The organism is Burkholderia sp. Bp9140 (assembly GCF_003853425.1).
Classification (GTDB): domain Bacteria; phylum Pseudomonadota; class Gammaproteobacteria; order Burkholderiales; family Burkholderiaceae; genus Burkholderia.
On the sequence record NZ_QTPQ01000003.1, the window covers coordinates 146187 to 168099 of the forward strand.

The following is a 21913-nucleotide window of genomic DNA, read 5'->3' on the forward strand; positions in this document are numbered from 1 at the left end:
CGGTCAGCTCCCGTACACGCGCTGCGCGGGCCGCGCATCGGCCAGCAGTCGCGCAACCGCCGGGCCGACCTCGGCCGCCGCCCAGCGCGCGCCGCGATCGACGCGCGGGCCCGTGCGCCAGCCCTCCGCGACCGCAATCATCCCGCCCGCGACCTCGAACACCTGCCCTGTCACGTCGGCCGACTGCGCGCTGCCGAGCCACACGACCAGCGGCGCGACGTTGGCCGGATCGAAATAGTCGAAGCCGCCGTCCTCGGGCTTCTTCATCATGTCGGCGAACACGCCCTCGGTCATCGACGTGCGTGCGGCCGGCGCAAGCGCGTTCACGCGCACGCCGTAGCGCTGCAGTTCGGCCGCCTGCATCAGCGTGAGCGCGGCGATCCCGGCCTTCGCCGCGCCGTAGTTCGACTGGCCGATCGAGCCTTGCAGCCCGGCGCCCGAGCTCGTGTTGATGATCCGTGCATCGACCGCGTCGCCCGCTTTTGCCGCATCGCGCCATACACGCGCCAGCACGCTCGACAGGCAGAAGTGGCCGCGCAGGTGCACGCGCATCACGTCATCCCAGTCGGTTTCGGTCATGCTGGGGAACATCTTGTCGCGGCAGATGCCCGCGTTGTTGACCAGCACGTGCACGTCGCCGAATGCTTCGCGTGCCGCGTCGACGATCCGCTGCGCGGTGTCGAGCGTCGTGATGTCGTCCGAATTCGCGAGCGCGCGGCCGCCACGTTGTGCGATCTCGTCGCACACGGCCTGAGCGGCCTCGTGCCGGATGTCGTTGACGACGACCGCCGCGCCTTCGGCCGCGAACGCGAGCGCATATTCGCGCCCGAGCCCACCGCCCGCGCCGGTGATGATGACGGTGCGTCCGTTACAGATTCCCATGCTGGTGCCTCCTGGATCGAGAGATCGTGAAAGTGACGCGCTCACAGGCGCTCGATGATCGTGACGTTCGCGAGACCGCCGCCTTCGCACATCGTCTGCAGCCCGTAACGGCCGCCGGTTCGCTCCAGTTCGTGCAGCAGCGTCGTCATCAGCCGCGCACCGGTCGCGCCGAGCGGATGGCCGAGCGCTATGCCGCCGCCGTTCGGGTTGGTCTTTTCGTGCGGGAAGCGCGTGTCGGCGAGCCACGCCTGCGCGACCGACGCGAACGCCTCGTTCATCTCGACGACGTCGATCCGCGACCAGTCGAGGCCGCTCTTCTTCAACGCGGTCTTCGTCGCCGGGATCGGCGCGGTGAGCATCCAAAGCGGATCGTCGCCCAGCACGCTCAGGTGATGGATGCGCGCGCGCGGCGTGAGACCGTAGCGCTTCAGCGCGTCCTCCGACACGATCAGGAGCGCGGCGGCCGCATCGCAGGTCTGGCTCGCGACGGCGGCCGTCAGCGAGCCGCCCGGCATCAGCGGTTCGAGCGTCGCCATCTTTTCCAGCGACGTGTCGGGGCGCGGCGTCTCGTCGTGCATCACGCCTTCAAACGGCACGATTTCCCGCTTGAAATGGCCGGCCTCGATCGCCGCGACCGCACGGCGGTGGCTTTCGAGCGCATAACGCTCCATCGCATCGCGCGACAGGTTCCAGTGATCGGCGATCCGTTGCGCGGCGACGAACTGCGACACCGGCGCGTCGCCGAAGCGCGCGCGCCAGCCGGTGCTGCCCGAGAACGGATCGTTGAAGCCGAGCGGCGCCGCGCTCGTCATCGCGGACGAGATCGGGATCTGCGTCATCGTCTGCACGCCGCCCGCGACGACCACGTCCTGCACGCCGCTCATCACCGCCTGCGCGGCGAAGTGCACGGCCTGCTGCGACGAGCCGCACTGACGGTCGACCGTCACGCCCGGCACCTGCAGCGGCAGCCCGGCCGCGAGCCAGCAGGTGCGCGCGATGTTGCCCGCGAGCGGGCCGATCGTGTCGACGCAGCCGAACACCACGTCGTCGTAGTCGCCGGCCGGAATCGCGTTGCGCTCGACCAGCGTCTTCAGCACGAAGCCGCCGAGGTCCGCCGCATGCACGTGCGCGAGCCCGCCCTTGCGGCGGCCGGTCGGCGTGCGCAGCGCGTCGACGATATAGGCTTGTTTCATTGATGGGTTTCCTCGAAGTCGAAGGTCTGCGCGGGGCCGATCGGCAATGCGTCGCCGAGGATCGCGTCGGCCACGCGGGCCTTGTGGAATGCGGTGTCGCCCCAGCTCCCAGAGAGCGCCCAGATCCGCTTCATGAAGATCTGCAGGTCGAGTTCCCACGTGTAGCCGATCGCGCCGTGCACCTGCATCGTGTGGCGCGCGGCCAGCTGCGCGGCGGCGGTCGCCGCGAGCTTCGCGTGCGACACCAGCACCGCGCGCTGCGGGTGATCGTCGGCGATCGCCTGCGCGGCGCGCGCGACCACCGGCCGCGCGAACTCGTAGCGGATCGCGACGTCGGCGAGCAGGTGCTTGAGCGCCTGGTACGAGCCGATCGCCTTGCCGAACTGCTTGCGCTGCGCGCTGTAGTCGATCGCGACGTCGAGCACGCGCTGCGTGAGGCCGAGCAGCTGCGCGGCGACCGCGAACGCGCCGTGGTCGAGCGCGCGGTTCAGCAACGGCGCGGCGTCATCGGCGCGCGCGATGCGGGTGGCCGCGGACGGTTCCCAATCGAGCGTGAACAGGCGCCGCGACGGGTCGACGCTGTCGACCGCACGCCACGCGCACTGCGCGGGATCGACGCGGTGCAGTTCGCCGCGGTGTTCGCACAAGAGCGTCCGCGCGACGTGCACGTCGGCCGCATACGGGTTCACCGGATGCACCAGCGCGACACGCGCGCGCCCTTCGGCGATGTCGCGCAGCAGCGCGTCGCGCCAGTCACTGGCGGGCAGCCGCGCGAGCACGCCGGCCGATACGAGCGCCGTGTCGAGCAGCGGCTCGGGGCTGCCGAAGTAGCCATAGGTCTGCGCGAGCAGCGCCCATTCCGCTTCGGTCAGGCCGAGGCCGCCGTGCGCTTCGGGCACCGACACGGCGGTCAGCCCCTGCGACGCGAACAGCGACCACAGCGCGTCGGAGCGGCCGGTCGGCGTGGCCCACAGCTCGCGGATCAGCTCCGGAGTCATCTCGGTCATCAGCAGGCGCTTCACGCTGTCCGCGAGCGCTTCCTGGTCTTCATCGAATACGAAATCCATACGATGTCCGTTCAGTGAGGAGGTCGCCGGCGCGCTTACGCGCGCGGCATGCCGAGCATCCGTTCGGCGACGATGTTGCGCTGGATCTCGTTGGTGCCCGCGTAGATCGGGCCGGCCTGCGCGAACAGGAAGCCGTCGAGCCAGTGGCCGAGCGCCGCGTGCTGCGCGGCCGTCTGCGGGACGACCTCGCCGTGCGCGCCGAGAATGTCGAGCGCGGTCTGGTGCATCCGCAGGTCGAGCTCCGACCAGAACACCTTGTTGGTGCTCGACTCCGCGCCGATATGGCCGCCCTTGAGCAGCCGGCTCGCGGTCGCGTAGGTCGACAGTGCGTACGCCTGCGCGTCCATCCACGCGGACACCACGCGTTCGCGCAGCGTCGGGTCGCGATCCGCGCTGTCGCGGTGCGCGAGATACAGGTCGCGCAGCGCCTGCGCGGTGCGCTGGAAGCGCGCGGGCGAACGCAGCATCAGCCCGCGCTCGAAGCCGGCCGTCGCCATCGCGACCTGCCAGCCCGCGCCTTCGGCCGCGAGGCGGTTCTCGACCGGCACCCGCACGTCGTCGAAGAAGATTTCCGCGAAGCCCGTCTGCCTGTTCAGCTGGCGGATCGGCCGCACCGTGATGCCCGGCGTCGACAGCGGCACCATCAGGAACGTGAGCCCGTGGTGGCGCGACGATTCGGGGTCGCTCCTGAACAGCCCGAACAGCCAGTCGGCCCACACCGCGCGGGTCGACCAGATCTTCTGGCCGTTGAGCACGTAGTCGTCGCCGATGCGGATCGCCGTCGTGCGGATCGCGGCCATGTCCGAGCCCGCGTTCGGCTCCGACCAGCCCTGCGCCCACACGTGCTCGCCCGCCGCCATCGCCGGCAGGAAGCGCGCCTTCTGCTCCGCGGTGCCGAAATCCATCAGCGTCGGGCCGAGCAGGAAGATGCCGTTCTGGTTCACGCGCATCGGGGCGTCGGCGCGCCAGTACTCTTCCTCGAAGATCAGCCACTCGATCAGGTCGCAGCCGCGCCCGCCCAGCTCGCGCGGCCACGTGACCATGCTCCAGCGGCCCGAGTGCAGCGTGCGCTCCCATTCGCGGTGCGCGGCGAAGCCTGCTTCGGTATCGAAGCTCGGCAGCCGCTCGCGCGGCACGTGCGCGGCGAGCCATTCGCGGATTTCCGCGCGGAACGCCTGTTGCTGCGGCGTATAGGTCAGGTTCATGCGCGTGCCTCCTCGGCGGCGGCCTGCGCGTCGAACCGCGCGTCGCGCTTCTCGACGAACGCCGCACGCGCCTCCGTCGAGTCGTTCGTCATGTACGCCTGCAGCGTGAAGCCCTGCTCCCAGCGGTACTTGTCCTCGAGATCGCCGTCCTCGACGCCGTTCAGCGCCTCCTTCGCGAGCCGCACCATCGCCGGGCTCTTCTCCGCGATCCTGCGGGCGATCGCGAGCGCCGCGTCGCGCAGCGCGTCGCGCGCGACGACCTGCTCGAGCGCGCCGAGCCGGTACGCTTCGGCCGCACCGATCATCTCGCCGGTGAAGTACATCGCGCGGACCTTCTGCACGCCGAACAACCGCTGCAGGTGCGCGCCGCCGCCCATCGCGCCGCGGTCGATCTCCGGCACGCCGAAGCGCGCGCAATCGGCCGCGACGACGATGTCCGCCGCGCCGCAGATGCCGATCCCGCCGCCGAGCACGAAACCGTGCACGGCCGCGATCACCGGCTTCGGATTGCGGTGCACCGCACGGAACGTCTCGTAGTTGCCCGCGTTGACCGACACGATCCGTTCCGGATGCGCGGCCAGCTCCTTGATGTCGACGCCCGCGCAGAAGCCGCGTCCTTCGCCGCGCACGACGATCACGCGCACGTCGTCGTCCTCGCCGAGCGCGTCGAGCGCACGCGCGAGCGCATGCCAGCCCTGCGCATCGAGCGCGTTCACGGGCGGATGGGCGATCACCAGTTCGGCGATGCCGTCGGCGCGTGCGATCCGGAACGGCGTCGCGCCGCCCGGTTGATTGGAAGTTGTCATCTGCTGTGCCTCCCTGTGATTGTGTTCACGCGGCCTGCGCTGCCGCCGCGCCGCGCATCGCGGCCAGTGCGTCGAGCCGCTCGCCGGCCTCTGCAACGATCCGCGCGATCAATACGTCGCACGGTTCGATCGCGCCGATCATCGCGGCCGCCTGGCCGCTCGGCAGCACGCCTTCGTCGGGGCGTCCGTCGACGATCGCGCGCTGGATCAGGAACGGCGCGTTCGCCGCCATCAGCGTCTGGCTCGCCGTGTAGTCGCGCGAACGCAGCGCCTTGATCGCGAGGCCCAGCATGTCGGTCGTACGCAGCCCGTTCCGGCGGCGCCACGCCTCGGCGGTCTTCAGCGCGAACAGCGTGCGGCGCAGCGGGCCGAAGTGTTCGAGCTTCAGCAGGTACGGGTTGTCGATCATGCGTTGCGGCAGCCCGTCGAGCGCGTCCGACACGCGGATCCGTGCCGGGTCGCCGACCGCGACGTAGCGGTCGAGCGTCGCGCGCGGCACCGGCGATTCGGCGCTCATCAGGAAGCGCGTGCCCATCGCGATGCCGGCCGCGCCGTACGCGAGCGCGGCAGCCAGCCCGCGCCCGTCGAAGAACCCGCCGGCCGCGACGACCGGCACCCGCACCGCGTCGAGCACCTTCGGCAGCAGCAGCGTGGTCGGCACCGAGCCCGTGTGGCCGCCGCCTTCCGCGCCCTGCACCGTCACGATGTCCGCGCCGAGCTCGACCGCCTTCGCCGCATGCTTCGGCGCGCCGACGGTCGGCATGCAGACGATGCCGGCGTCCTTGAAGCGGCGGATCGTCTTCGCGTCCGGCCCGCGGCCGTAGCTCACTGCATGCAGCTTGTGCTCGATCGCGAGTTCGACGACCTGCTTCGCGTTCTTCTGGAACATGTGGAAGTTGATGCCGAACGGCTTGTCGGTCAGCGACTTCACCTTCAGGATCTCGGCCTCGACCTGCTCGGGTTCGAGCGTCGCGCCGGCCAGGAAGCCGAAGCCGCCCGCGTTGGCGGTCGCGGCGACGAGCCGTGCGTCGGCCACCCAGCCCATCGCGGTCTGCACGATCGGGTAGCGGCAGCCGAGCAGGTCGCACAGCGGCGTATGCAGCGGGCTACGAAGCGTGCCTTGAAGCGTCGTGCTCATGCGGCGGCTCCGTTGACTGCGGCCGGTGCGGCGTCGGTTCGACCTTCACCGTGCGCCGGCTCCGGCTTGCGCTGCGAGCTGGCCATCTTGCGTGCGTCGTAGCCGCCGAGGCGGTCGCCGCTGACGAGCTCGTTGTGCGCATGCGCGAAGTGATGCCACGCGAATGCCGCGTCCATCGCCGCGCGCTTGCCCTGCAGTTCCTCGACGTGGTTCAGCGCCTGCTTGGTCAGCGTGAGGCCAAGGCGCGGCATCGTCGCGATCTTCGCGGCGATCGCATAGGTCGCGTCGCGCAGCCGCTCGCGCGGCACCACGCGGTTGACCATCCCCATCTGGTACGCGCGCTCGGCCGGCATGCGCTCGCCGAGGAACAGGAATTCCTTCGCGATGCGCGGGTTCAGCTCGTACGCATGCGCGAAATACTCGACGCCCGGAATCCCCATCCGCACGACCGGATCCGCAAAGAACGCATCCTCCGACGCGACGATCAGGTCGCACACCCACGCGAGCATCAGCCCGCCCGCGATGCAGGCGCCGTGCACCATCGCGATGGTCGGCTTCGGCAGGTCGCGCCAGCGCCGGCACATCCCGAGGTATACCTCCTGTTCGCGCGCATAGAGGAATTCGCCGCCTTCCTTGTCGACGTGGTCGTACCACAGCGACGCGCGCTCGAACGACTCGTGGATGTCGCGGCCCGGCGTGCCGATGTCGTGGCCCGCCGAGAAATGCTTGCCGGCACCCGCGAGCACGATCGCCTTCACCGCGTCGTCGTGCGCGGCGCGCCGGAACGCCGCGTCGAGCGCATACGTCATCTTCGAGTTCTGCGCATTGTGATACTCGGGACGGTTCATCGTGATCGTCGCGATGCCGTCCTCGACCGCGTAGTCGACGACACCGTCGCCGAACGTCACCTGGGTCGCTTCCATGTAGGACCTCATCCGCGGCGCGGCGCCGGATCGTTGCGCACGATCGTCGCGCGCAGGTTGTGAGGGTCCAGCGCACGCACGATGCGCAGGTCTTCCGCGCTCGGCGCGGCCGTCGTGCCGAGTTCCGGATGCGCGACCAGCGGAAAGCCGGTCGCGTCCTGCACCTCGTCGAAGCTCACGCCCGGATGCAGCGAGCGCACGCGGATCGCGTGGTCGGGCCCGCCGAAATCCATCACGCACAGGTCGGTGACGATGCTGCGCAGGTCGACGAAGGTCTTCATGCCGGGCAGCCGGCGCGCCGGGTTGTAGCCGACCGTGCACACCATGTCGACTTCGCCGTCGACGAACGTGCGCTTGCCGTGGCCGCTGACGAAGAACGAGTTCGCATGGTTCGTCGAGTTGCCGGGGAAGCCGCGCGCGCCGAGCAGCTGCGTTTTCGGACGCGCGTAGTCGTCGCCGAGCCACGAGATGTTCGCCTGGCCGAAGCGGTCGATCTGCGTCGGCATCACCAGCGCATGGCGGCGGCCGTGCCACAGGCAGTCGAACACGCGTTCGTAGGTCATCCAGCCGCTCGCCTTCACGCGATAGCCGTCGGGACGGGGCCCGAGCGGCACCGGCTCCTCGACGAGATACGCTTCGCCGTCGGTCAGCATCAGCCCGTTGTTGTACGCGAGCCGCGCGAGGCCCGCCGCGAGCCGCGGGCCCGTGCCGATGCCGGTCGCCAGCACTTCGCCGTCGTCGCGCCAGAGTCGCGCGGACGCGACGATCATCAGTTCCGCGAGGGAATGGTCGAGAGATTCGCTCACAGGCGCTCCTTTACAGAATCGGCAACGGCAGCGTCGTCACGTGCGACAGGCCGCCGACGCCTTCGAGGTACTGGCGTTCGTCCCGGCCGACCACGTCGCGCAGGTATGCCGCCGTCTTTGCATCGTCTTCCGCGCTCGCGCAGTACGCGCGCAGGTGCGGCAGGTCCCAGCCGTAGTCGGGCGCGCACGACGTCGGGTGCGCGCCGCCCGGCGCGTGCACGACGCCGGTGACAAGCGAGCGCTCGAACGGGTTGCGGCGCGCGGCATCGAGATCGTCGCTCGCGAGCGACGCATCGACCGTTTCCGCCGACACGTAGCAGCGCCGCGCGGCGCGCGCCATCCACGCATCGAAGAACGGATCGGGACCGTCGATGCGCGTGTTGCCCATCCGGTCCGCCGCGTTCGCGTGCAGCAGCGCGACGTCGAGTTCGATCGCCGGCATCGCGAGCAGCGTCTCGCCGTCGTCGTACGGCGAGCTCACCGTGCGCAGCTGCGGCGCGTGATCGAGCAGCGCGGTGCCGAGCCCGGCACGCGTCGGCAGGAACGGCAGGCGCGCGGCGGCTGCGCGCAGGCCGAGCTGCAGCATCCCTTCGTCGAGTTCGAGCACGTCGACGCGGCCCTGTTCGCGGGCCCGGCGGAAATGCGGCTCGAGCGGGATCACGTCGAGCGACACGAAACCGAACACCGCCTTGCGCACCTTGCCGGCGGCGCACAGCAGGCCGATGTCGGCGCCGCCGTACGCGACGATCGTCAGGTCCTTCAGGTTCGAGCGCGCGATTTCGCGCACCAGCGCCATCGGCTTGCGCCGCGGCCCCCATCCGCCGATGCCGATCGTCATGCCGTCGGCGAGTTGCGCGACCACATCGCGCGCGGACATCGTCTTGTCGAGAGGTTTCATCGTCATCGTGCTGGCTTACCGGTATCCGATGCTGAAATCGTGGCCCCACTGGCTCACCTGGGTGGCCTCGAACACCGCGTGCTTCGACCAGTCGACCGTGAGCCCGCCGAAGCCGTATTCGAGATCGAAGCCGCCGGGGGTCTTCATGTAGAACGAGATCATCTGGTCGTTGCAGTGCCGGCCGAGCGTCGCCGACATCTTCACGTCGTGCGCGGCGACCCGGTCGAGCGCGCGGCCCACTTCGTCCATCGAGTCGACTTCGGCCATCACGTGCACGCAGCCCGACGGCACGGCCATCTCGAACAGCGCGAGGCTGTGATGGCGCGCGTTGCGGCAATGCATGAAATGGATGCGCTTCTCGGGTTCGGCGGGATCGGGCGTGAACTTCACGTGGTAGATGTCGGACAGCTCGAAGCCGAGCACGCCGCGCACGAATGCATCGGTCGCGTCGAACCGCGGCGCGGGCAGCACCGCGTGGCCGAGCCCCATGTCGCCGGTGACGAAGCGCGCGACGCCCAGCGGCGACACGAAGCGGCGGAAGTCGCAGCGCGCGCCCCAGTACAGCTCGTGACGGTTGCCGGACGGGTCGGTGCACCACGCCATTGCCTGCACGCGGCGCAGCGCGGCTTCGTCGCGCGTGGCGCGCACGGCTTCGACACCTGCGCGTTGCAACACCGCGAGCGCGGCGTCGAACGCGGCGCCGTCGGGCAGTTCCCAGCCCGATGCGAAATAGCGGTCGGTCGTGCCGGGGACGATCACGTAGCGGAAATCGCGCTCGTCCATCTTCAGGTACAGCGCGCCGTCGGGCGCGTCGAGCGCCTGCATGCCCAGCACGTCTTGCGCGTAGCGGCGCCACGCATCGACGCGGGTCGCCTCGACGACGACGTAGCCGAGCGCACGGACATCGATCATGTCGGCCTCCTCCAGGTTCAGAATCCGTTGTTCGTGAAAGGATTCTGGCCGGTCGGGGATGGCGTCACATCGTCTGTTGGGACGAGAGCCCGGTGGGGAATCGGCGGGGGGCCGACGGGGAATCTGCGGCGAATCTGCGGGGGGCCGGCGGGGAGTCGGGCGCGGGGCGGACACGCGCGGGAGCCCGGCGGAACGGGCTACGCGCGACGCGGAAGGCGGGAAGCGGTGGCAGGTTGGCGCGCTGCGGCGCCCCGGATCAATCGAACGGGTTCAGCAGCCGGACACCGGTGCGAGCGAAATCGTCGACATTGCGCGTGACGACCGTGAGATCGTTGATCAGCGCAGTGGCCGCGATCAGTTTGTCGAGTTCGTGCGTGGGATCGGGCACGCGCAAATGGCCCCACATCTGGCTGGTCTCGATATCGACCGGCAGGATGTTCGACGCATAGCCGGACAGGATCGTCGCCATCCATGTCTCGAGCGCCAACGCCTGCGGATGATCGCCGCGATGACGGATCAGATCGACGCCGCGCCGCAGTTCGGCCACCGTCACGACCGACAGGTAAAGCGGGCTCGCGTCGGCCTCGGCCTGGCTGAAGAACGCGCGCACGCCGCGGTTGGTTCGCTTGCCCTTCCTGATCTCGCTGATGACGTTCGTATCAATCAAAAACACGCCTGACCTCGCCGGAATCCTGAACACGTTGGAAATCCGCGTCTTCGCCGACGTCCGGCATGCTCATCAGCACTTGCGCGAATGTCCGTCGCTTCGGCCGGCCGAGCGCATCGGCCAGAATGGCCCGATGTTCGGCCTCGGCACTCCTGCCGTTGGCCGCGGCCTGCTCGCGCAGGCTCTGAACGATACTGTCATCCACGTTACGCACCAGAAGATTTGCCATGGGTCCCTCCATCCAGATTGCTATCAATGATAGCGCTACGGCAGTGAATTGCAAGCATTGCTATCATCGTCGCGATCTGGCGGAAGACGGTGGTCGGCGTTGGCCGGCGGCCGCGGGCGACAGGAATCCCCCCGCGGTCCGCCGCTGGCCTGACGCGTCGAACTGCTGTTGTGCACGGTAAGCCGGATCGAAGCGATGAAAAAGACGGCCGAATGGCCATTCACCGACAGCCGGCCCCGGCCGGTGCGCGTTGTCAGGTCCGCGGCGGCATCGGATCCGAGGCGCGTCGCACGACCATCGCCAGCACCGCAACCAGGATCGCGGCCGCAACCGGCCACATCGTGCCGGTAATGACCGCGACGAACGCCTGGGCCGGCGCAATCCACGCGAGCGCCACGACGGCCGTCTCGAGCCGGTTCGGCCGGACGTTCCGACAATCGAGCAGCATGAAGGTCAGCGGCAACACCAGCCACAGCAGGTCGTAATACATGTAGTACGGCTGCACCAGCAACGTCGCCGCGGCCAGCGCAGCCGCACGCAGTTCGAAGCGCGCGGCGCGCCTCCACACGTACACGACGGTCGCGGCAGCAGCCACCGCGATGCTCGCCTGCATGCCGTACGCGACCTGGACCGACAGGCCCGCGGCCCGCGCGACCCCGATCATCGACGGCATGCCGCGCCACAGCGTCTCGCCGTGCTCGACCACGCCGCGGTTGAAGACCGGCAGGAACGCAAGAAACGCGCTCCACGCCTGCGATCCGAATACGGCCACCGATGTCGCGACGATTGCCGCACTGAACAGGCCCGCCGATGCCAGCGCTCTCCAGTGCCGCCCGCAGATCAGCGCCAGCGGGAACAGCACGCCGTATTGCGGGTTCTACGGCGTGCTCGAAACCCGACCGCTCGCGCTGCTCGGCACCGCCAGCTTCAGCATCTACATGATCCACATGGCGATCGTGTACACGATCGCCCGCACGTTCAACAAGTTCGTTTTCCCGATCGATTCCGTTGACGACTTCGGTATCTGGGCGCTGTCGCTCGCGTGTGCACTGGTCGCCGTCCTCTGCGCGCTGCTGACCTGCCGCTACATCGAGCCCCCGTTCATCGCGAAGCGCAACGACGCGCGCCCGGCACGCCGGACGATCGAACCCGCACGCGAACGGCGCACGGCCGTGCCGTGACGTTCGCGCGGCTCAGAACCGGTACGAGATCCCGATCTGCAGGACCGGATACCACCGATACCGCGACATCTTCCGGTTCAACTCGTCGAGGCCGCTGGCGGCCAGGATCTGGCTCTTCTGCGGTCCGGCCGCGGCGGCCAGTGCCGGCGACAGCGTGTACGAGCAGCGCGGGATGCCGTATGCGACGCCCAGGTCGGCGACGAAGCCGAGCCCTTTCGATGCCGGCCGATGCCCGTAGCCGATCCCGACATACGGCATCACGGCCGGATAGCGCGCCTCCGCGACCGCATACATCCCGGGCAACGCCGGATAGCGCTTGCCGCCGAACACGTAGGTCCCGCCGGTGGGCACCGACACGCCGCGAATCTCGTCGTCGTTGAAGCGCAATCCGATCGTTGCGCGAAAGCCGTTGCCGCGCCACGGGAAGATGTCCGCATACAGGCCGCCTTGCCGCAGCTTGATGTCGTCCTGGTAGCGATTGCCGGCCACCGTGAAGTCATGCGTCAGATTGATTGCATTGAAATCCGCGTGCGCGCCGAGCACCGAATTGAAGCTCACGGCCGCGCCGATGCCGACGCCCTGCGTGCCGCCCTGCAGGTAGATTTCCTGCGCGTGCGCGCCGGCCGCGAACACCATCGCCAGCGCTGCCCATTGGTTCACTGTCATTTTCACGGGCGTTCCCCCGACATGTGCCGGGCGCACCGACCCGCCGCGTGCAGCTCGTGCCGCCACGCGCAGCGGGTCCCCCGGCACGACACCTTGCAAGCAAGCTTGCTGTTTGACGGATCGAACGTGCGGTGCCCGTTCGCGTCGCCGATACGACGCAGCGTGCGTCCGACACGACGGGCCGCCATCCCGCGGCTCGATCCGATCCCCGTTTGTTTCGATGTCGTTGCGTGCCGCTCCCGCGATTCGTCGTGAACATCAGTCGCGGTTGTGACGAGCAGCACGGGGCTCACCGCAAGGCGTGTGCCATGCGGCGCAGACCCGCGCGGGCCCGGCCTCGCGGCCGGATGTCCGGCGTTACGCGTGGGGGAATCGACGGAAATGTTTCAGGAACGCATCTGTTTTCGCACTTCATCGCCGTGCCCGATGCCGGAGAGCAACGCGTCGCGCGCCGCGACGCGCGTCGGGCAAGCATGCGCGGCCGTGGGCACACGCGAATCGCGACGGCCGGCGAGCGCGTGTGAGTGCACGCAGGGAGGAAAATGTTTCATTGACGTGACCTCGCGCGAGTCGCGCGCGATCAGGATGCGGGATCGTGCATCGCGGGTCAGGGTGAATACCGAGGACGATGCGGGCACAACCGATCGCAGGCGGGATGGCTGTTCACGCGCTTCGAGCATGCGATACGGGCAGACGAAGCCGGGCACGCTCGTTGCGCAGGTTCCGGATCGATTCGGCAAGATCAGCGCGCGAGACAACTAACGCGTCCGTTTGTCGAGTCCGCTCGCCCGAGCGGGCTCCGTCCATCCGCTACAACCCGTACCCGCCCGACACGTTCAGCTGCTGCCCCGTGATGTAATTCGCGCGGTCCGACGCGAGAAACACCGCCGCGCGCCCGATGTCCCGCGCCTTCCCCCAGCGCTTGAGCGCGAGCATCTTCTGCGTCTCGTCGATCCACGCCTGATCGAACTGCCCCTGTTCGAGCAGCACCGGAAACATCCCGGCCTCGATCACGCCGACCAGGATCGAATTCGCGCGGATCTCGTGACGGCCCTCCTCGCGCGCGAGCCCCTTCACCAGCGCCTCGTTCGCCGCCTTCGGTGCGACCGACAGCCCGTCGCGATCGGGCCAGCGCAGATGCCCGGCCGAACCGAGCGTGACGAACGACCCGCCGCCCGACGCGCGGAAATGCGGCAACGCGGCCTTCGCCGCATTGAAGAAGCCGACCGTCTCGACCTCGATCGCGCGACGCCAGTCGTCGTGCGTCATGTCGCCTATAGGGCGCTGGTTCACCAACGGGCCGGCCGCCCACACGATCGTGTGCACGCGGCCATGCGCATCGATCGCAGCCGCGAGCGCCGCATCGATCTGCGCGGGATCGGTCACGTCCACGCCATGCGTGGTGGCCGCGACGCCGGCGCCGCGCAGGTCGCGCGCGACGCGCTCGGCCACGTCGGCCTTGCTGCGATAACCGAGCGCGACCGGCACGCCGGCGCGCGCGAATTCGAGCGCGACGCCCTGCCCGATCCCGCCGCTGCCGCCGAACACGAGCACCGCGCCCTGCGGAAATCCGTTGTCGTTCATGCATTCAACCCGTTGATGTGGTGTCACGCGACGCGCTCAGGCCGCCGCTTCGGTGCCCGCGCGCAGCCGGTACTTCAGCACCTTGCCGGCCGCGCTCGTCGGCAGTTGCTCGACGAACGTGAAATGCCGCGGCACCTTGTAGTTCGCCATGTTGCGGCGCGCCCAGTCGTTCAGTGCGTCGGCGTCCGTGTGCGCGCCGGGACGCAACACGACGTACGCATGGCCGACCTCGCCAAGCCGCGTATCGGGCACGCCGACCAGCGCGACCTGCGCGATCGCCGGATGCGCGGCCAGCAGCCGCTCGATCTCGGCCGGATAGCAGTTGAAGCCGCCGACGATGAACATGTCCTTGATCCGGTCGGTGATCTTCAGGTTGCCGTTCGCGTCGACGCAGCCGAGGTCGCCCGTATGCAGCCACCCCTGCGCATCGACGGTTTCGCGCGTCGCGTCCGGCTGGTTGAAGTAGCCGCGCATCACGTTGTAGCCGCGCACCCAGATCTCGCCGGTCTCGTCCGGCCCGAGCGCCGCGCCGTCCGGCCCCGCGATCCGCAGCTCGACGTCCGGCATCGGCCGGCCCGACGTACGGGCGATCGTCTCGGCGGCGTCACCGTGCCGGCACAGCGTCGCGAAGCCGCACGATTCCGTGAGCCCGTAGCCGGTCAGCACGGTCTCGAAGCCGAGCTCGGCGCGCATCCGCTCGATCAGGCTCGGCGCGATCGCGGCCGCACCGGTCACCGCGATCCGCAGCGACGACAGGTCGCGCGTCGCGCGCTCGGGCGCGTCGAGCAGCGCGTAGTACAGCGTCGGCGGGCCGGGCAGCACCGACACGCGCTCGTCGGCGACGCGCCGCAATACGTCGGCCGGCTGGAACACGAGATGCGGCAGCACGGTCGCGCCGCTCGACAGCGCGGCGAGCCAGCCTGCCTTGTAGCCGAACGTATGGAAGAACGGATTGACGATCAGGTAGCGGTCGTCCTGGCGCACGCCGGCGATTGCCGCCCACGCCTGCGCGGCCCGCAGGTTCTGCCCGTGCGCGGTCATCACGCCTTTCGGGCGGCCGGTCGTGCCGGACGTGAACATCAGGTCCATCACGGTGTCGGGCGTCACTTGCGCCTCCCGCTCGCGCACGGCGGCGAGCGGCACCGCCGCGCCGCACGCGAGGAACGCGTTCCAGGTCTCGTCGCGGGCACCGGACGGCGGTTCGCCGTCGAACACGACGACGCGCTCGAGCATCGCGGGCCGGTGCGGCGCGAGCATCGCCGGATAGGATTCGCCGAGGAAGGTGCCGCAGCAGAACAGCTGCCGCGCGCCGGCGTCATGCAGGATGCCGCCCACCTCCATCCCTTTCATCCGCGTGTTGACCGGCACGAGGATCGCGCCGACGGTGTGGATCGCGAGCGCCGCGACGATCCATTGCGGCAGGTTCGGTGCCCAGACGGCGATCCGGTCGCCGGCGTCGATGCCGCTCGCGAGCAGCGCGCGCGCGGCTTCGAGACGCGCCGCGTCGAGTTCCGCATAGGTCAGCCGGCCGTGCTCCGACTCGATCGCCGGATGCGCGCCGTGGCGCGCGGCAGCCCGCGCGATCAGCGCGGGCGTGGTGAGGATTTCGTTGTCCATCGTCGTATGCATCGCAACAGGGTTGCCGCACGCCGCAGGCGCCGCGGCTCAATCGGGGAACACCACGCGCAGCGCGTCGCTCGCGGGCCGCGCGCAGCACGCGAGCGTCCAGCCGGCCGCGATCTCGTCGTCGTCGAGCACGTGGTTGCCGTCGAGCGCCACCGCGCCGCGTTCGACGCGGCACATGCACGCGCCGCACTGTCCCATTCGGCAGGAATTCGGCGCGGGCAGGCCGGCACGCAGCATCGCGTCCAGCAGCGTTTCGCCGGGCGCGCCGTCGAACGCGAACGCCTCGCCATCCAGCACCGTCTCGATCGCCGCGCCGTCTCCGGACGCGGCGATCGTTCGGGCCGTCGCGGCCGATGCCGCCGGATCGGCCGGCGCCGGCGCATCGGGCAGCGACGCGAAGCGCTCGACATGCACGCGCGCACGCGGCAGCCCGAGGCCGAGCATCGCGGCGAGCGCATTCTCCATGAACAGTGCCGGCCCGCAGATGAACGTCTCCTGCCGGCTGAACGGCCGCGCGAGTTCCTCGAGATGCCGCTGCTGCGGCACGCCCTGCACGCTGTCGAGCCAATGGATCACGCGCAGGCGGCCCGGATGGCGGTGCGCGAGCTGCTGCAGCTCGTCGCCGAAAATCACCGAGCGCTCGTCGCGGTTCGCATAGATCAGCGTCAGCATCCCGCGTCCATGCACGAGCGCCGATTTCAGGATCGACAGCACCGGCGTGATGCCGCTGCCGCCCGCGAACAGCAGCAGGTCGCCATCAAGCGTGCGCGGCGTGAAGACGCCGGCCGGCGGCAGCACGTCGAGCGCATCGCCCGCGCGGATGCGGTCGCACAGCCAGTTCGACGCGCGGCCGTCGCGCACGCGCTTGACGGTGATCTTCGGCGCCGCGTCGATGCCCGGTGCGCTCGACAGCGAGTAGCAGCGCGCGACGCTCGCATCCGCGCACGGCACGTTCAGCGTCAGGAACTGGCCGGGCCGGTATGCGAACGCATCGCGCAACGCGGCGGGCACGTCGAACACGAACGAGCACGCGTCGTCGCTTTCGGCGATGACGTCGGCCACGGTCAGCCGGTGGAAGCGCGAATCGCTCATCGCAGGTTCCTCACGTCATGCGACCGCGCGAGCCGCCGGCGCGCCGGGCGTCGTGTACGCGCCGTCGAGATAGACGAGCGGATCGACGTCGCCGCTCATCAGCACTTCGCGAATGCGCCCGATGAACACCGTATGCGTGCCGTATTCGAAGCGGCCGTCCTGCTCGCACACGAGGCTCGCCTGCGAATCGTGCAGGTACGGGACGCCGAGCGGCGACGTGTGCCAGTCGCCGGTCGTGAAGCGCGCCTCGCCCTTCAGGCGGCCGCTGCAGTCGATCGCGATGCCTTCATGGCGTGCCGACAGCACGTTCACGCAGAACGGCGCGCCCACGTCGAGCGGCGGATACAGCGACGCACTGCGGTTGATGCAGATCAGCAGCGACGGCGGATCGGTCGACAGCGAATCGACCGCCGTCGCGGACATCGAGTAGCGCCGGCCGTCGTGCGCGCTGCTGATGACCGTGACGGAGCGCGCGAGGCGGCGCATCGCGAGCAGCATGTCGGTGCGCAGCGGATGGGTAGTGAGATCGCTCATTGTCGGACTCCGTCAGGTTCAGTCGTGGACGGCCGGACTGACCGGCCGCCGGCGTCGGCCGCTTGCGCGGCCAGGTGGTCGGCGGCGATGAACCCGAAGGTCATCGCCGGACCGAGCGTCGAGCCCGCGCCGGGGTAGCTCGCACCCATCATCGATGCACTGGTGTTGCCGATCGCGTAGAGGCCGTCGACCGGCGCGCCGTCGGCGCGCAGCACGCGCGCCTGCGCGTCGGTGACGAGGCCGCCTTTCGTGCCGATGTCGCCCGCGTCGATCCGCACCGCGTAGAACGGCGCCTCGTCGACCGGCCCGAGGCACGGATTCGGCGCGTTGCGCGGATCGCCGTAGTACGTGTCGAACAGGTTGTCGCCCTTGCCGAACGCTTCGTCGATGCCGGTCGCCGCATAACGCGCCATGTCGCGCAGCGTGTCGTGCAGCCCGGCCGCATCGACGCCGATCCGCGCGGCGAGCGCATCGATCGTGTCGGCCTTCACGAGCACGTCGCGAAACGCGTCCGGCATCCGCGCATCCGGCATCATCGACGCCGGCATGATCGGCCCGCACGGATACTTGCGGCGAAAGCGCGCGTCGAACACCATCCAGGCCGGCACGCACGCGCCGGTGCGCGCATGGTCGCGATACATCGCCGGCACGAACTCCGAATACGGCGCGGCCTCGTTGACGAAGCGCTTGCCGAGACCGTTCACGATCACGCAGCCCGGCAGGTTACGTTCGACGAACAGCGCGCGCTGCTTCTCCTCGCCCGCGACGCCGACCGTCGGCGCGCCCCACACGTGTTCCATCAGCGCGAGCGCGCCGCCGAGCCGATGGCCTTCGGCGATCGCGTCGCCGGTGTTGGCCGGCGGTGTCGCGCTCCACTGCATCCGCGTCGGCTGCGGCAGGTAGCGTTCGCGCATCGGCTGGTTGCGCTCGAAGCCGCCCGCGCCGAGGATCACGCCGCGCCGCGCGACGATCGTCACGATCTGCCCGAAGCGCTGCGCACGCACGCCCGTCACGCGGCCGTCGACGTCGAGCAGGTCGCGCATCGGCGTGTCGAGCCACACGGGCACGTTGCGGTCGAGCAGCGCGCGGCGCAGCCCGCCGACCAGCGCGTTGCCGAGCGTCAGGCGCCGGTCGCGCCGCGTGCGGCGGCGCACGCCGAGATCGAGCCAGTAGCGGCCGAACTGCGCGATCGCGAGCTTCATGAAGCCCGGCCCGCGCGAGAACAGCGTGTGCGCCTCCTTCGACGTCACGGCCACGCGGCCGCCGATCAGCGTGCCGGGCGACGGCGGACGCAGCCGGTCGAGTTCGTCGCCGAGCCGCGCGCCGTCGAACGGCAGCGGATCGAGCGCGCGATAGCCCGGCATCGCGCCCGGCAGCTTCTGGAAATAGTCCGCGTACTTCGGCAGCGCCTGGTAACGCACGGGCGTCTTCGCTTCGAGATAGCGCAGCATCTCGGGCGCCTGGTCGAGATACGCGTCGAGCCGCTCGCGCGACGACGCGCCGGCCGTGCACGCGTCGAGATAGCAGCGCGCGGCCTCGCGCGTATCGGTCGCGCCGAGTTCGGCGATATGGTGGTTGCAGGGCACCCAGATCCCGCCGCCCGAGACGGCCGACGTGCCGCCGTACAGCGCCGTCTTCTCGAGCACGACGACGGACAGCCCGCGGTCGGCCGCGCGGCACGCCGCGAGCAGCGCGCCCGCCCCCGAGCCGACGACCACGACGTCGAACACGTATTGCTGCGCTTGCGTGTCGTTCATCTCGGCCTCGTCAGATGAAGTAGTCCGTGTTCTCGCGGCCGAGCATCACGGCGCCGAGGTTCTGGCCGAAGCGGTCCACGTTGTTCGCGTAGTGCGCACGGGCCGCGTGCAGGTCGAGGAAGCGGCGCACCAGCGGATTGCGGTGATAGATGCCGTTGCCGCCCGCGTAGCGCAGCAGCGCGTTCGCGGCCTGCGCGCAGCGTTCGGCGACCTGCGCGGACTGGTAGCGGAAATGCACGCGACGCTCGATCGACACGGCCGGGCCGCCCGTCACCGACGCCATCAGTTCCGCGAAATTGCGCTTGAGCAGCACCGTCATCTCGTCGATCGCGACGGCCGCGTTCGCGCACGCGTTCTGCGCGCCCGGATCGTCGGTCGTCTTCGCGCCGCTGTTGGCCGACACGCGCGTGGCCGCATAGCCGGTGAAATCGTCGAGCGCGCCCTGCAGCGCGCCGATGCACGACGTGCACACCGCGCGCACGAAGATCTGCGCGAACGGCAGCCTGAACAGCGGCGCGTCGTTGACCGCGAGGCCCGGGCTCGTACCCATCATCCCGTCGATCGCCTTGTGCGTGCGGTACACGGGCACGAACACGTCGTCGACGACGATGTCGTGGCTGCCGGTCGCGCGCAGGCCGAGCACGTCCCAGTCCTGCTGGATCCGGTAGTCGGATTTCGGCAGCAGGAACGTGCGGTATTCCGGCGGCTGGCCGGCAACGGCCGGCGGCACCAGCGCGCCGAGGAACACCCATTCGCACAACTCGCTGCCGCTCGAGAACTTCCAGTGGCCGGACAGCCGGAAGCCGCCGTCGACCGGGCTCACGCGGCCGACCGGCATGTAGGTCGACGCGATCAGCGTCGCGGGATCCTTGCCCCACACATCCTGCTGCGCGCGTGCGTCGAACAGCGCGAGCTGCCAGTTGTGCACGCCGACGACGCCATACACCCACGCAGTCGACATGCAGCCGCGCGCGAGCGCCATCTGGATGTCGAAGAAGGCCTGTGGATCGAGCTCGTAGCCGCCGTAGCGCTTCGGCTGCAGCACCTTGAAGAAGCCGGCGCCCTGCATGTCGGCGATCGTCTCGTCCGGGATGCGGCCCTGCGCGTCCGCCTGCGCGGCGCGGCCGGCGAGCGTCGGCGCCAGCGCCTCGGCCCGGGCGATCAGCGTGGCGGCCAGTGCGTTCGAATCGTTGTCGCGATGCACGAATGTCTCCTGTGATACGGAGCGCGCGCGGCGGCGCCCACCCCGGTCTCTCTAAGTGGTTCGTCGCGGCCGGCGCCGCGAGCGAGGGTTCCTGCTGCCGATGGTCGGACTCGCGCGACCGCGCCGCATCGTCCGAAGGGACGACGGACGATGCGCGGCCCTGCCCGCCTTACGCGCAGGCGCGCTCCTTCTCCTTGTCGAAGAACGGGATCACGTGCTCGCCGATATTGCGGATCGTCTCCATCTGCGCGTCGTGCGGCACCGTGCCCATCTGGCACAGGAACAGCACTTCGTCGACGCCCGCTTCCTGCAGGCGGCCCACGTAGCCGATGCAGTCGTCCACGGTGCCGTACGCGTGATTCGGGTTCATCATCGCGAGCGCCGGATCGGCGAAGTTCACGACGACTTCCTCCGACGCGAAGCGCGAACGGATCACCATCTCGCCGGTGTCGGCCTGCACGAGGTCGTCGCCCCACTTCGCCGGGTCCGGACGCTCGCCGCCCGTGTACCAGTACGCGAGCGACTCCATGAAGTAGCGCTGGCCGCGGATGCCGATCTTGCGGGCCTTCTGGCCGTCGGCCATCACGACCGTCGGGCACAACGCCGCGAGGTGCTGGGTCGGGCGGAAGCCGACCTGGTCCTCCGGCTTGCGGTTCGCCCATGCTTCGCGATAGACCGCGTTCTTCTTCGCGACTTCATCGGGGCCGCCGAAACCGAGCACCAGCGCGCCCATCCCGCGCTGTCCTGCGCGCAGCAGCGCATCGGTGTTCGTGCAGGCGAGGTACATCGGCGGATGCGGATCCTGGAACGGCTTCGGGTGGATCGGACGCTTCGGAATCTTGATGTACTTGCCGTCGTGCTCGATCTCGTCCTGCACGAACATCTTCGGCACCAGGTACATCGACTCGTCGATCATCGGCTGCAGTTCGTTGAGGTCGTAGCCGAACGCGCCCGCTTCCTGCTGGCTGCCGCCCTTGCCCACGCCGAAATGCACGCGGCCGCCCGACAGGATGTCGAGCAGCGCGACGCGCTCGGCGACCTTGATCGGATGGTTCATCGCCGGCGGCAGGCACACGACGCCGTGACCGAGGCCGATGCGCGTCGTGCGGCCGGCCAGGTACGCAAGGAAGGTTTCCGGCGCGCTCATGTGCGCATAGTTGGTCAGCGACGTGTGCTCCACGCACCAGATCGTGTCGAAGCCGACCTGCTCGGCCAGCAGCGCCTGTTCGACCGTCTCGTTGAACACCCGGTGGTCGCCCTCGCGCGACGCGTCGGTGGTCTGGGCTTCGTAGATGAGGGAAAACTTCATTGCGTGCGTCTCCATGTATGTTGGACGAGTCGGGGGTCGTGCAGCCGCCCGCACGATACGGACGAATAGCGACGGTCCACGGATGGGAGTGTCGGCGCGCGGGCCCGCACGGGCATCGTCTGTTTGGAGTAACGGCCCGCCTGCGGGGACAGAGGGGTTTCACCGTCATCCGATCGGACTGCGTCGCGGCCGGCACCGCGCGCTAGCATCGAACGACGGTGCGGTGCGCGCCGA

At 69.6% G+C, this 21913-nt stretch carries 22 protein-coding genes and 1 pseudogene; 1 reads left to right on the forward strand and 22 read right to left on the reverse strand.

Going from position 1 to position 21913, the window contains the following annotated elements; genetic code table 11:
* Positions 1-3: 3 nt before the first annotated feature.
* From DIE21_RS03880 to DIE21_RS03940, 13 genes are all read right to left on the reverse strand, one after another.
* A complete protein-coding gene (locus tag DIE21_RS03880; RefSeq protein ID WP_124496204.1) occupies positions 4-882 on the reverse strand; it encodes an SDR family oxidoreductase in 879 nt (292 codons plus the stop codon).
* Between the two features lie 41 nt (positions 883-923).
* A complete protein-coding gene (locus tag DIE21_RS03885; protein WP_124496206.1) occupies positions 924-2075 on the reverse strand; it encodes an acetyl-CoA C-acetyltransferase in 1152 nt (383 codons plus the stop codon).
* Entirely contained in the window at positions 2072-3142 is a 1071-nt protein-coding gene (locus DIE21_RS03890; protein WP_124496208.1) for an acyl-CoA dehydrogenase family protein, read from the reverse strand. The genes DIE21_RS03885 and DIE21_RS03890 overlap by 4 nt, the downstream gene beginning before the upstream one ends.
* A gap of 35 nt (positions 3143-3177) precedes the next feature.
* Entirely contained in the window at positions 3178-4347 is a 1170-nt protein-coding gene (locus DIE21_RS03895) for an acyl-CoA dehydrogenase family protein (RefSeq protein WP_124496210.1), read from the reverse strand.
* Positions 4344-5153 carry an enoyl-CoA hydratase family protein gene (locus DIE21_RS03900; protein ID WP_124496212.1) on the reverse strand — a complete coding sequence of 270 codons (810 nt, stop codon included), beginning with the start codon at positions 5151-5153 and terminating at the stop codon, positions 4344-4346. The genes DIE21_RS03895 and DIE21_RS03900 overlap by 4 nt, the downstream gene beginning before the upstream one ends.
* 25 nt (positions 5154-5178) lie before the next feature.
* Positions 5179-6291: a nitronate monooxygenase family protein gene (locus tag DIE21_RS03905; RefSeq protein ID WP_124496214.1), complete on the reverse strand. Its 1113-nt coding sequence runs from the start codon at positions 6289-6291 to the stop codon at positions 5179-5181.
* A complete protein-coding gene (locus DIE21_RS03910; RefSeq protein WP_124496216.1) occupies positions 6288-7214 on the reverse strand; it encodes an enoyl-CoA hydratase in 927 nt (308 codons plus the stop codon). The genes DIE21_RS03905 and DIE21_RS03910 overlap by 4 nt, the downstream gene beginning before the upstream one ends.
* An 8-nt stretch (positions 7215-7222) precedes the next feature.
* Positions 7223-8020, reverse strand: a complete 798-nt coding sequence (locus tag DIE21_RS03915) for a CoA-transferase subunit beta (protein WP_124496218.1) — start codon at positions 8018-8020, stop codon at positions 7223-7225.
* Positions 8021-8030: 10 nt separating this feature from the next.
* A complete protein-coding gene (locus DIE21_RS03920; RefSeq protein ID WP_124496220.1) occupies positions 8031-8924 on the reverse strand; it encodes a CoA transferase subunit A in 894 nt (297 codons plus the stop codon).
* A gap of 9 nt (positions 8925-8933) precedes the next feature.
* Positions 8934-9830 (reverse strand): VOC family protein, encoded by an 897-nt coding sequence (locus DIE21_RS03925; RefSeq protein ID WP_124496222.1) that lies wholly within the window; start codon positions 9828-9830, stop codon positions 8934-8936.
* Positions 9831-10086: 256 nt separating this feature from the next.
* A complete protein-coding gene (locus tag DIE21_RS03930) occupies positions 10087-10503 on the reverse strand; it encodes a type II toxin-antitoxin system VapC family toxin (protein ID WP_185640535.1) in 417 nt (138 codons plus the stop codon).
* On the reverse strand, positions 10490-10726 hold the full coding sequence (locus tag DIE21_RS03935) for a FitA-like ribbon-helix-helix domain-containing protein (protein ID WP_014899176.1): 237 nt from the start codon (positions 10724-10726) through the stop codon (positions 10490-10492). Before DIE21_RS03935 ends, DIE21_RS03930 begins: the two co-directional genes overlap by 14 nt.
* Before the next feature lie 253 nt (positions 10727-10979).
* Complete coding sequence (locus tag DIE21_RS03940; RefSeq protein WP_260432290.1) at positions 10980-11588, reverse strand: glycosyltransferase family 87 protein; 609 nt, start codon at positions 11586-11588, stop codon at positions 10980-10982.
* Positions 11589-11595: 7 nt separating this feature from the next.
* Here DIE21_RS03940 and DIE21_RS03945 point away from each other — a divergent pair.
* Positions 11596-11907 (forward strand): annotated as a pseudogene (locus tag DIE21_RS03945) (acyltransferase family protein); the annotation flags it as partial.
* A gap of 12 nt (positions 11908-11919) precedes the next feature.
* Here the strand turns inward: DIE21_RS03945 and DIE21_RS03950 are convergent.
* The 9 genes from DIE21_RS03950 to DIE21_RS03990 all read right to left on the reverse strand — a co-directional run bounded on the left by DIE21_RS03950 (position 11920) and on the right by DIE21_RS03990 (position 21679).
* Complete coding sequence (locus DIE21_RS03950; protein ID WP_124496226.1) at positions 11920-12573, reverse strand: hypothetical protein; 654 nt, start codon at positions 12571-12573, stop codon at positions 11920-11922.
* Positions 12574-12959: 386 nt separating this feature from the next.
* Positions 12960-13331, reverse strand: a complete 372-nt coding sequence (locus DIE21_RS03955) for a hypothetical protein (RefSeq protein WP_124496228.1) — start codon at positions 13329-13331, stop codon at positions 12960-12962.
* Between the two features lie 52 nt (positions 13332-13383).
* The gene (locus tag DIE21_RS03960; RefSeq protein WP_124496230.1) at positions 13384-14157 is read right to left on the reverse strand and encodes an SDR family NAD(P)-dependent oxidoreductase; all 774 of its coding nucleotides are present in this window, start codon (positions 14155-14157) and stop codon (positions 13384-13386) included.
* Positions 14158-14193: 36 nt separating this feature from the next.
* Positions 14194-15774 carry a FadD3 family acyl-CoA ligase gene (locus tag DIE21_RS03965; protein WP_124496232.1) on the reverse strand — a complete coding sequence of 527 codons (1581 nt, stop codon included), beginning with the start codon at positions 15772-15774 and terminating at the stop codon, positions 14194-14196.
* A gap of 48 nt (positions 15775-15822) precedes the next feature.
* Positions 15823-16875 carry a ferredoxin--NADP reductase gene (locus DIE21_RS03970; protein WP_124496234.1) on the reverse strand — a complete coding sequence of 351 codons (1053 nt, stop codon included), beginning with the start codon at positions 16873-16875 and terminating at the stop codon, positions 15823-15825.
* 15 nt (positions 16876-16890) lie between these two features.
* Positions 16891-17409 carry a flavin reductase family protein gene (locus DIE21_RS03975; RefSeq protein ID WP_124496236.1) on the reverse strand — a complete coding sequence of 173 codons (519 nt, stop codon included), beginning with the start codon at positions 17407-17409 and terminating at the stop codon, positions 16891-16893.
* Complete coding sequence (locus tag DIE21_RS03980; protein ID WP_124496238.1) at positions 17406-19166, reverse strand: FAD-dependent oxidoreductase; 1761 nt, start codon at positions 19164-19166, stop codon at positions 17406-17408. The genes DIE21_RS03975 and DIE21_RS03980 overlap by 4 nt, the downstream gene beginning before the upstream one ends.
* A gap of 10 nt (positions 19167-19176) precedes the next feature.
* Positions 19177-20370: an acyl-CoA dehydrogenase family protein gene (locus DIE21_RS03985; protein ID WP_124496240.1), complete on the reverse strand. Its 1194-nt coding sequence runs from the start codon at positions 20368-20370 to the stop codon at positions 19177-19179.
* A 169-nt stretch (positions 20371-20539) separates the two neighbouring features.
* Positions 20540-21679 (reverse strand): LLM class flavin-dependent oxidoreductase, encoded by a 1140-nt coding sequence (locus DIE21_RS03990; RefSeq protein WP_124496242.1) that lies wholly within the window; start codon positions 21677-21679, stop codon positions 20540-20542.
* Positions 21680-21913: the final 234 nt, after the last annotated feature.

Excerpts from the sequence above, each read along its gene's own strand:
- DIE21_RS03880 (WP_124496204.1), bottom strand. The coding sequence starts at position 882 with ATGGGAATCTGTAACGGACGCACCGTCATCATCACCGGCGCGGGCGGT.
- DIE21_RS03885 (WP_124496206.1), bottom strand. The coding sequence starts at position 2,075 with ATGAAACAAGCCTATATCGTCGACGCGCTGCGCACGCCGACCGGCCGC.
- DIE21_RS03890 (WP_124496208.1), bottom strand. The coding sequence starts at position 3,142 with ATGGATTTCGTATTCGATGAAGACCAGGAAGCGCTCGCGGACAGCGTG.
- DIE21_RS03895 (WP_124496210.1), bottom strand. The coding sequence starts at position 4,347 with ATGAACCTGACCTATACGCCGCAGCAACAGGCGTTCCGCGCGGAAATC.
- DIE21_RS03900 (WP_124496212.1), bottom strand. The coding sequence starts at position 5,153 with ATGACAACTTCCAATCAACCGGGCGGCGCGACGCCGTTCCGGATCGCA.
- DIE21_RS03905 (WP_124496214.1), bottom strand. The coding sequence starts at position 6,291 with ATGAGCACGACGCTTCAAGGCACGCTTCGTAGCCCGCTGCATACGCCG.
- DIE21_RS03910 (WP_124496216.1), bottom strand. The coding sequence starts at position 7,214 with ATGGAAGCGACCCAGGTGACGTTCGGCGACGGTGTCGTCGACTACGCG.
- DIE21_RS03920 (WP_124496220.1), bottom strand. The coding sequence starts at position 8,924 with ATGACGATGAAACCTCTCGACAAGACGATGTCCGCGCGCGATGTGGTC.
- DIE21_RS03925 (WP_124496222.1), bottom strand. The coding sequence starts at position 9,830 with ATGATCGATGTCCGTGCGCTCGGCTACGTCGTCGTCGAGGCGACCCGC.
- DIE21_RS03935 (WP_014899176.1), bottom strand. The coding sequence starts at position 10,726 with ATGGCAAATCTTCTGGTGCGTAACGTGGATGACAGTATCGTTCAGAGC.
- DIE21_RS03950 (WP_124496226.1), bottom strand. The coding sequence starts at position 12,573 with ATGACAGTGAACCAATGGGCAGCGCTGGCGATGGTGTTCGCGGCCGGC.
- DIE21_RS03960 (WP_124496230.1), bottom strand. The coding sequence starts at position 14,157 with ATGAACGACAACGGATTTCCGCAGGGCGCGGTGCTCGTGTTCGGCGGC.
- DIE21_RS03965 (WP_124496232.1), bottom strand. The coding sequence starts at position 15,774 with ATGGACAACGAAATCCTCACCACGCCCGCGCTGATCGCGCGGGCTGCC.
- DIE21_RS03970 (WP_124496234.1), bottom strand. The coding sequence starts at position 16,875 with ATGAGCGATTCGCGCTTCCACCGGCTGACCGTGGCCGACGTCATCGCC.
- DIE21_RS03975 (WP_124496236.1), bottom strand. The coding sequence starts at position 17,409 with ATGAGCGATCTCACTACCCATCCGCTGCGCACCGACATGCTGCTCGCG.
- DIE21_RS03980 (WP_124496238.1), bottom strand. The coding sequence starts at position 19,166 with ATGAACGACACGCAAGCGCAGCAATACGTGTTCGACGTCGTGGTCGTC.
- DIE21_RS03990 (WP_124496242.1), bottom strand. The coding sequence starts at position 21,679 with ATGAAGTTTTCCCTCATCTACGAAGCCCAGACCACCGACGCGTCGCGC.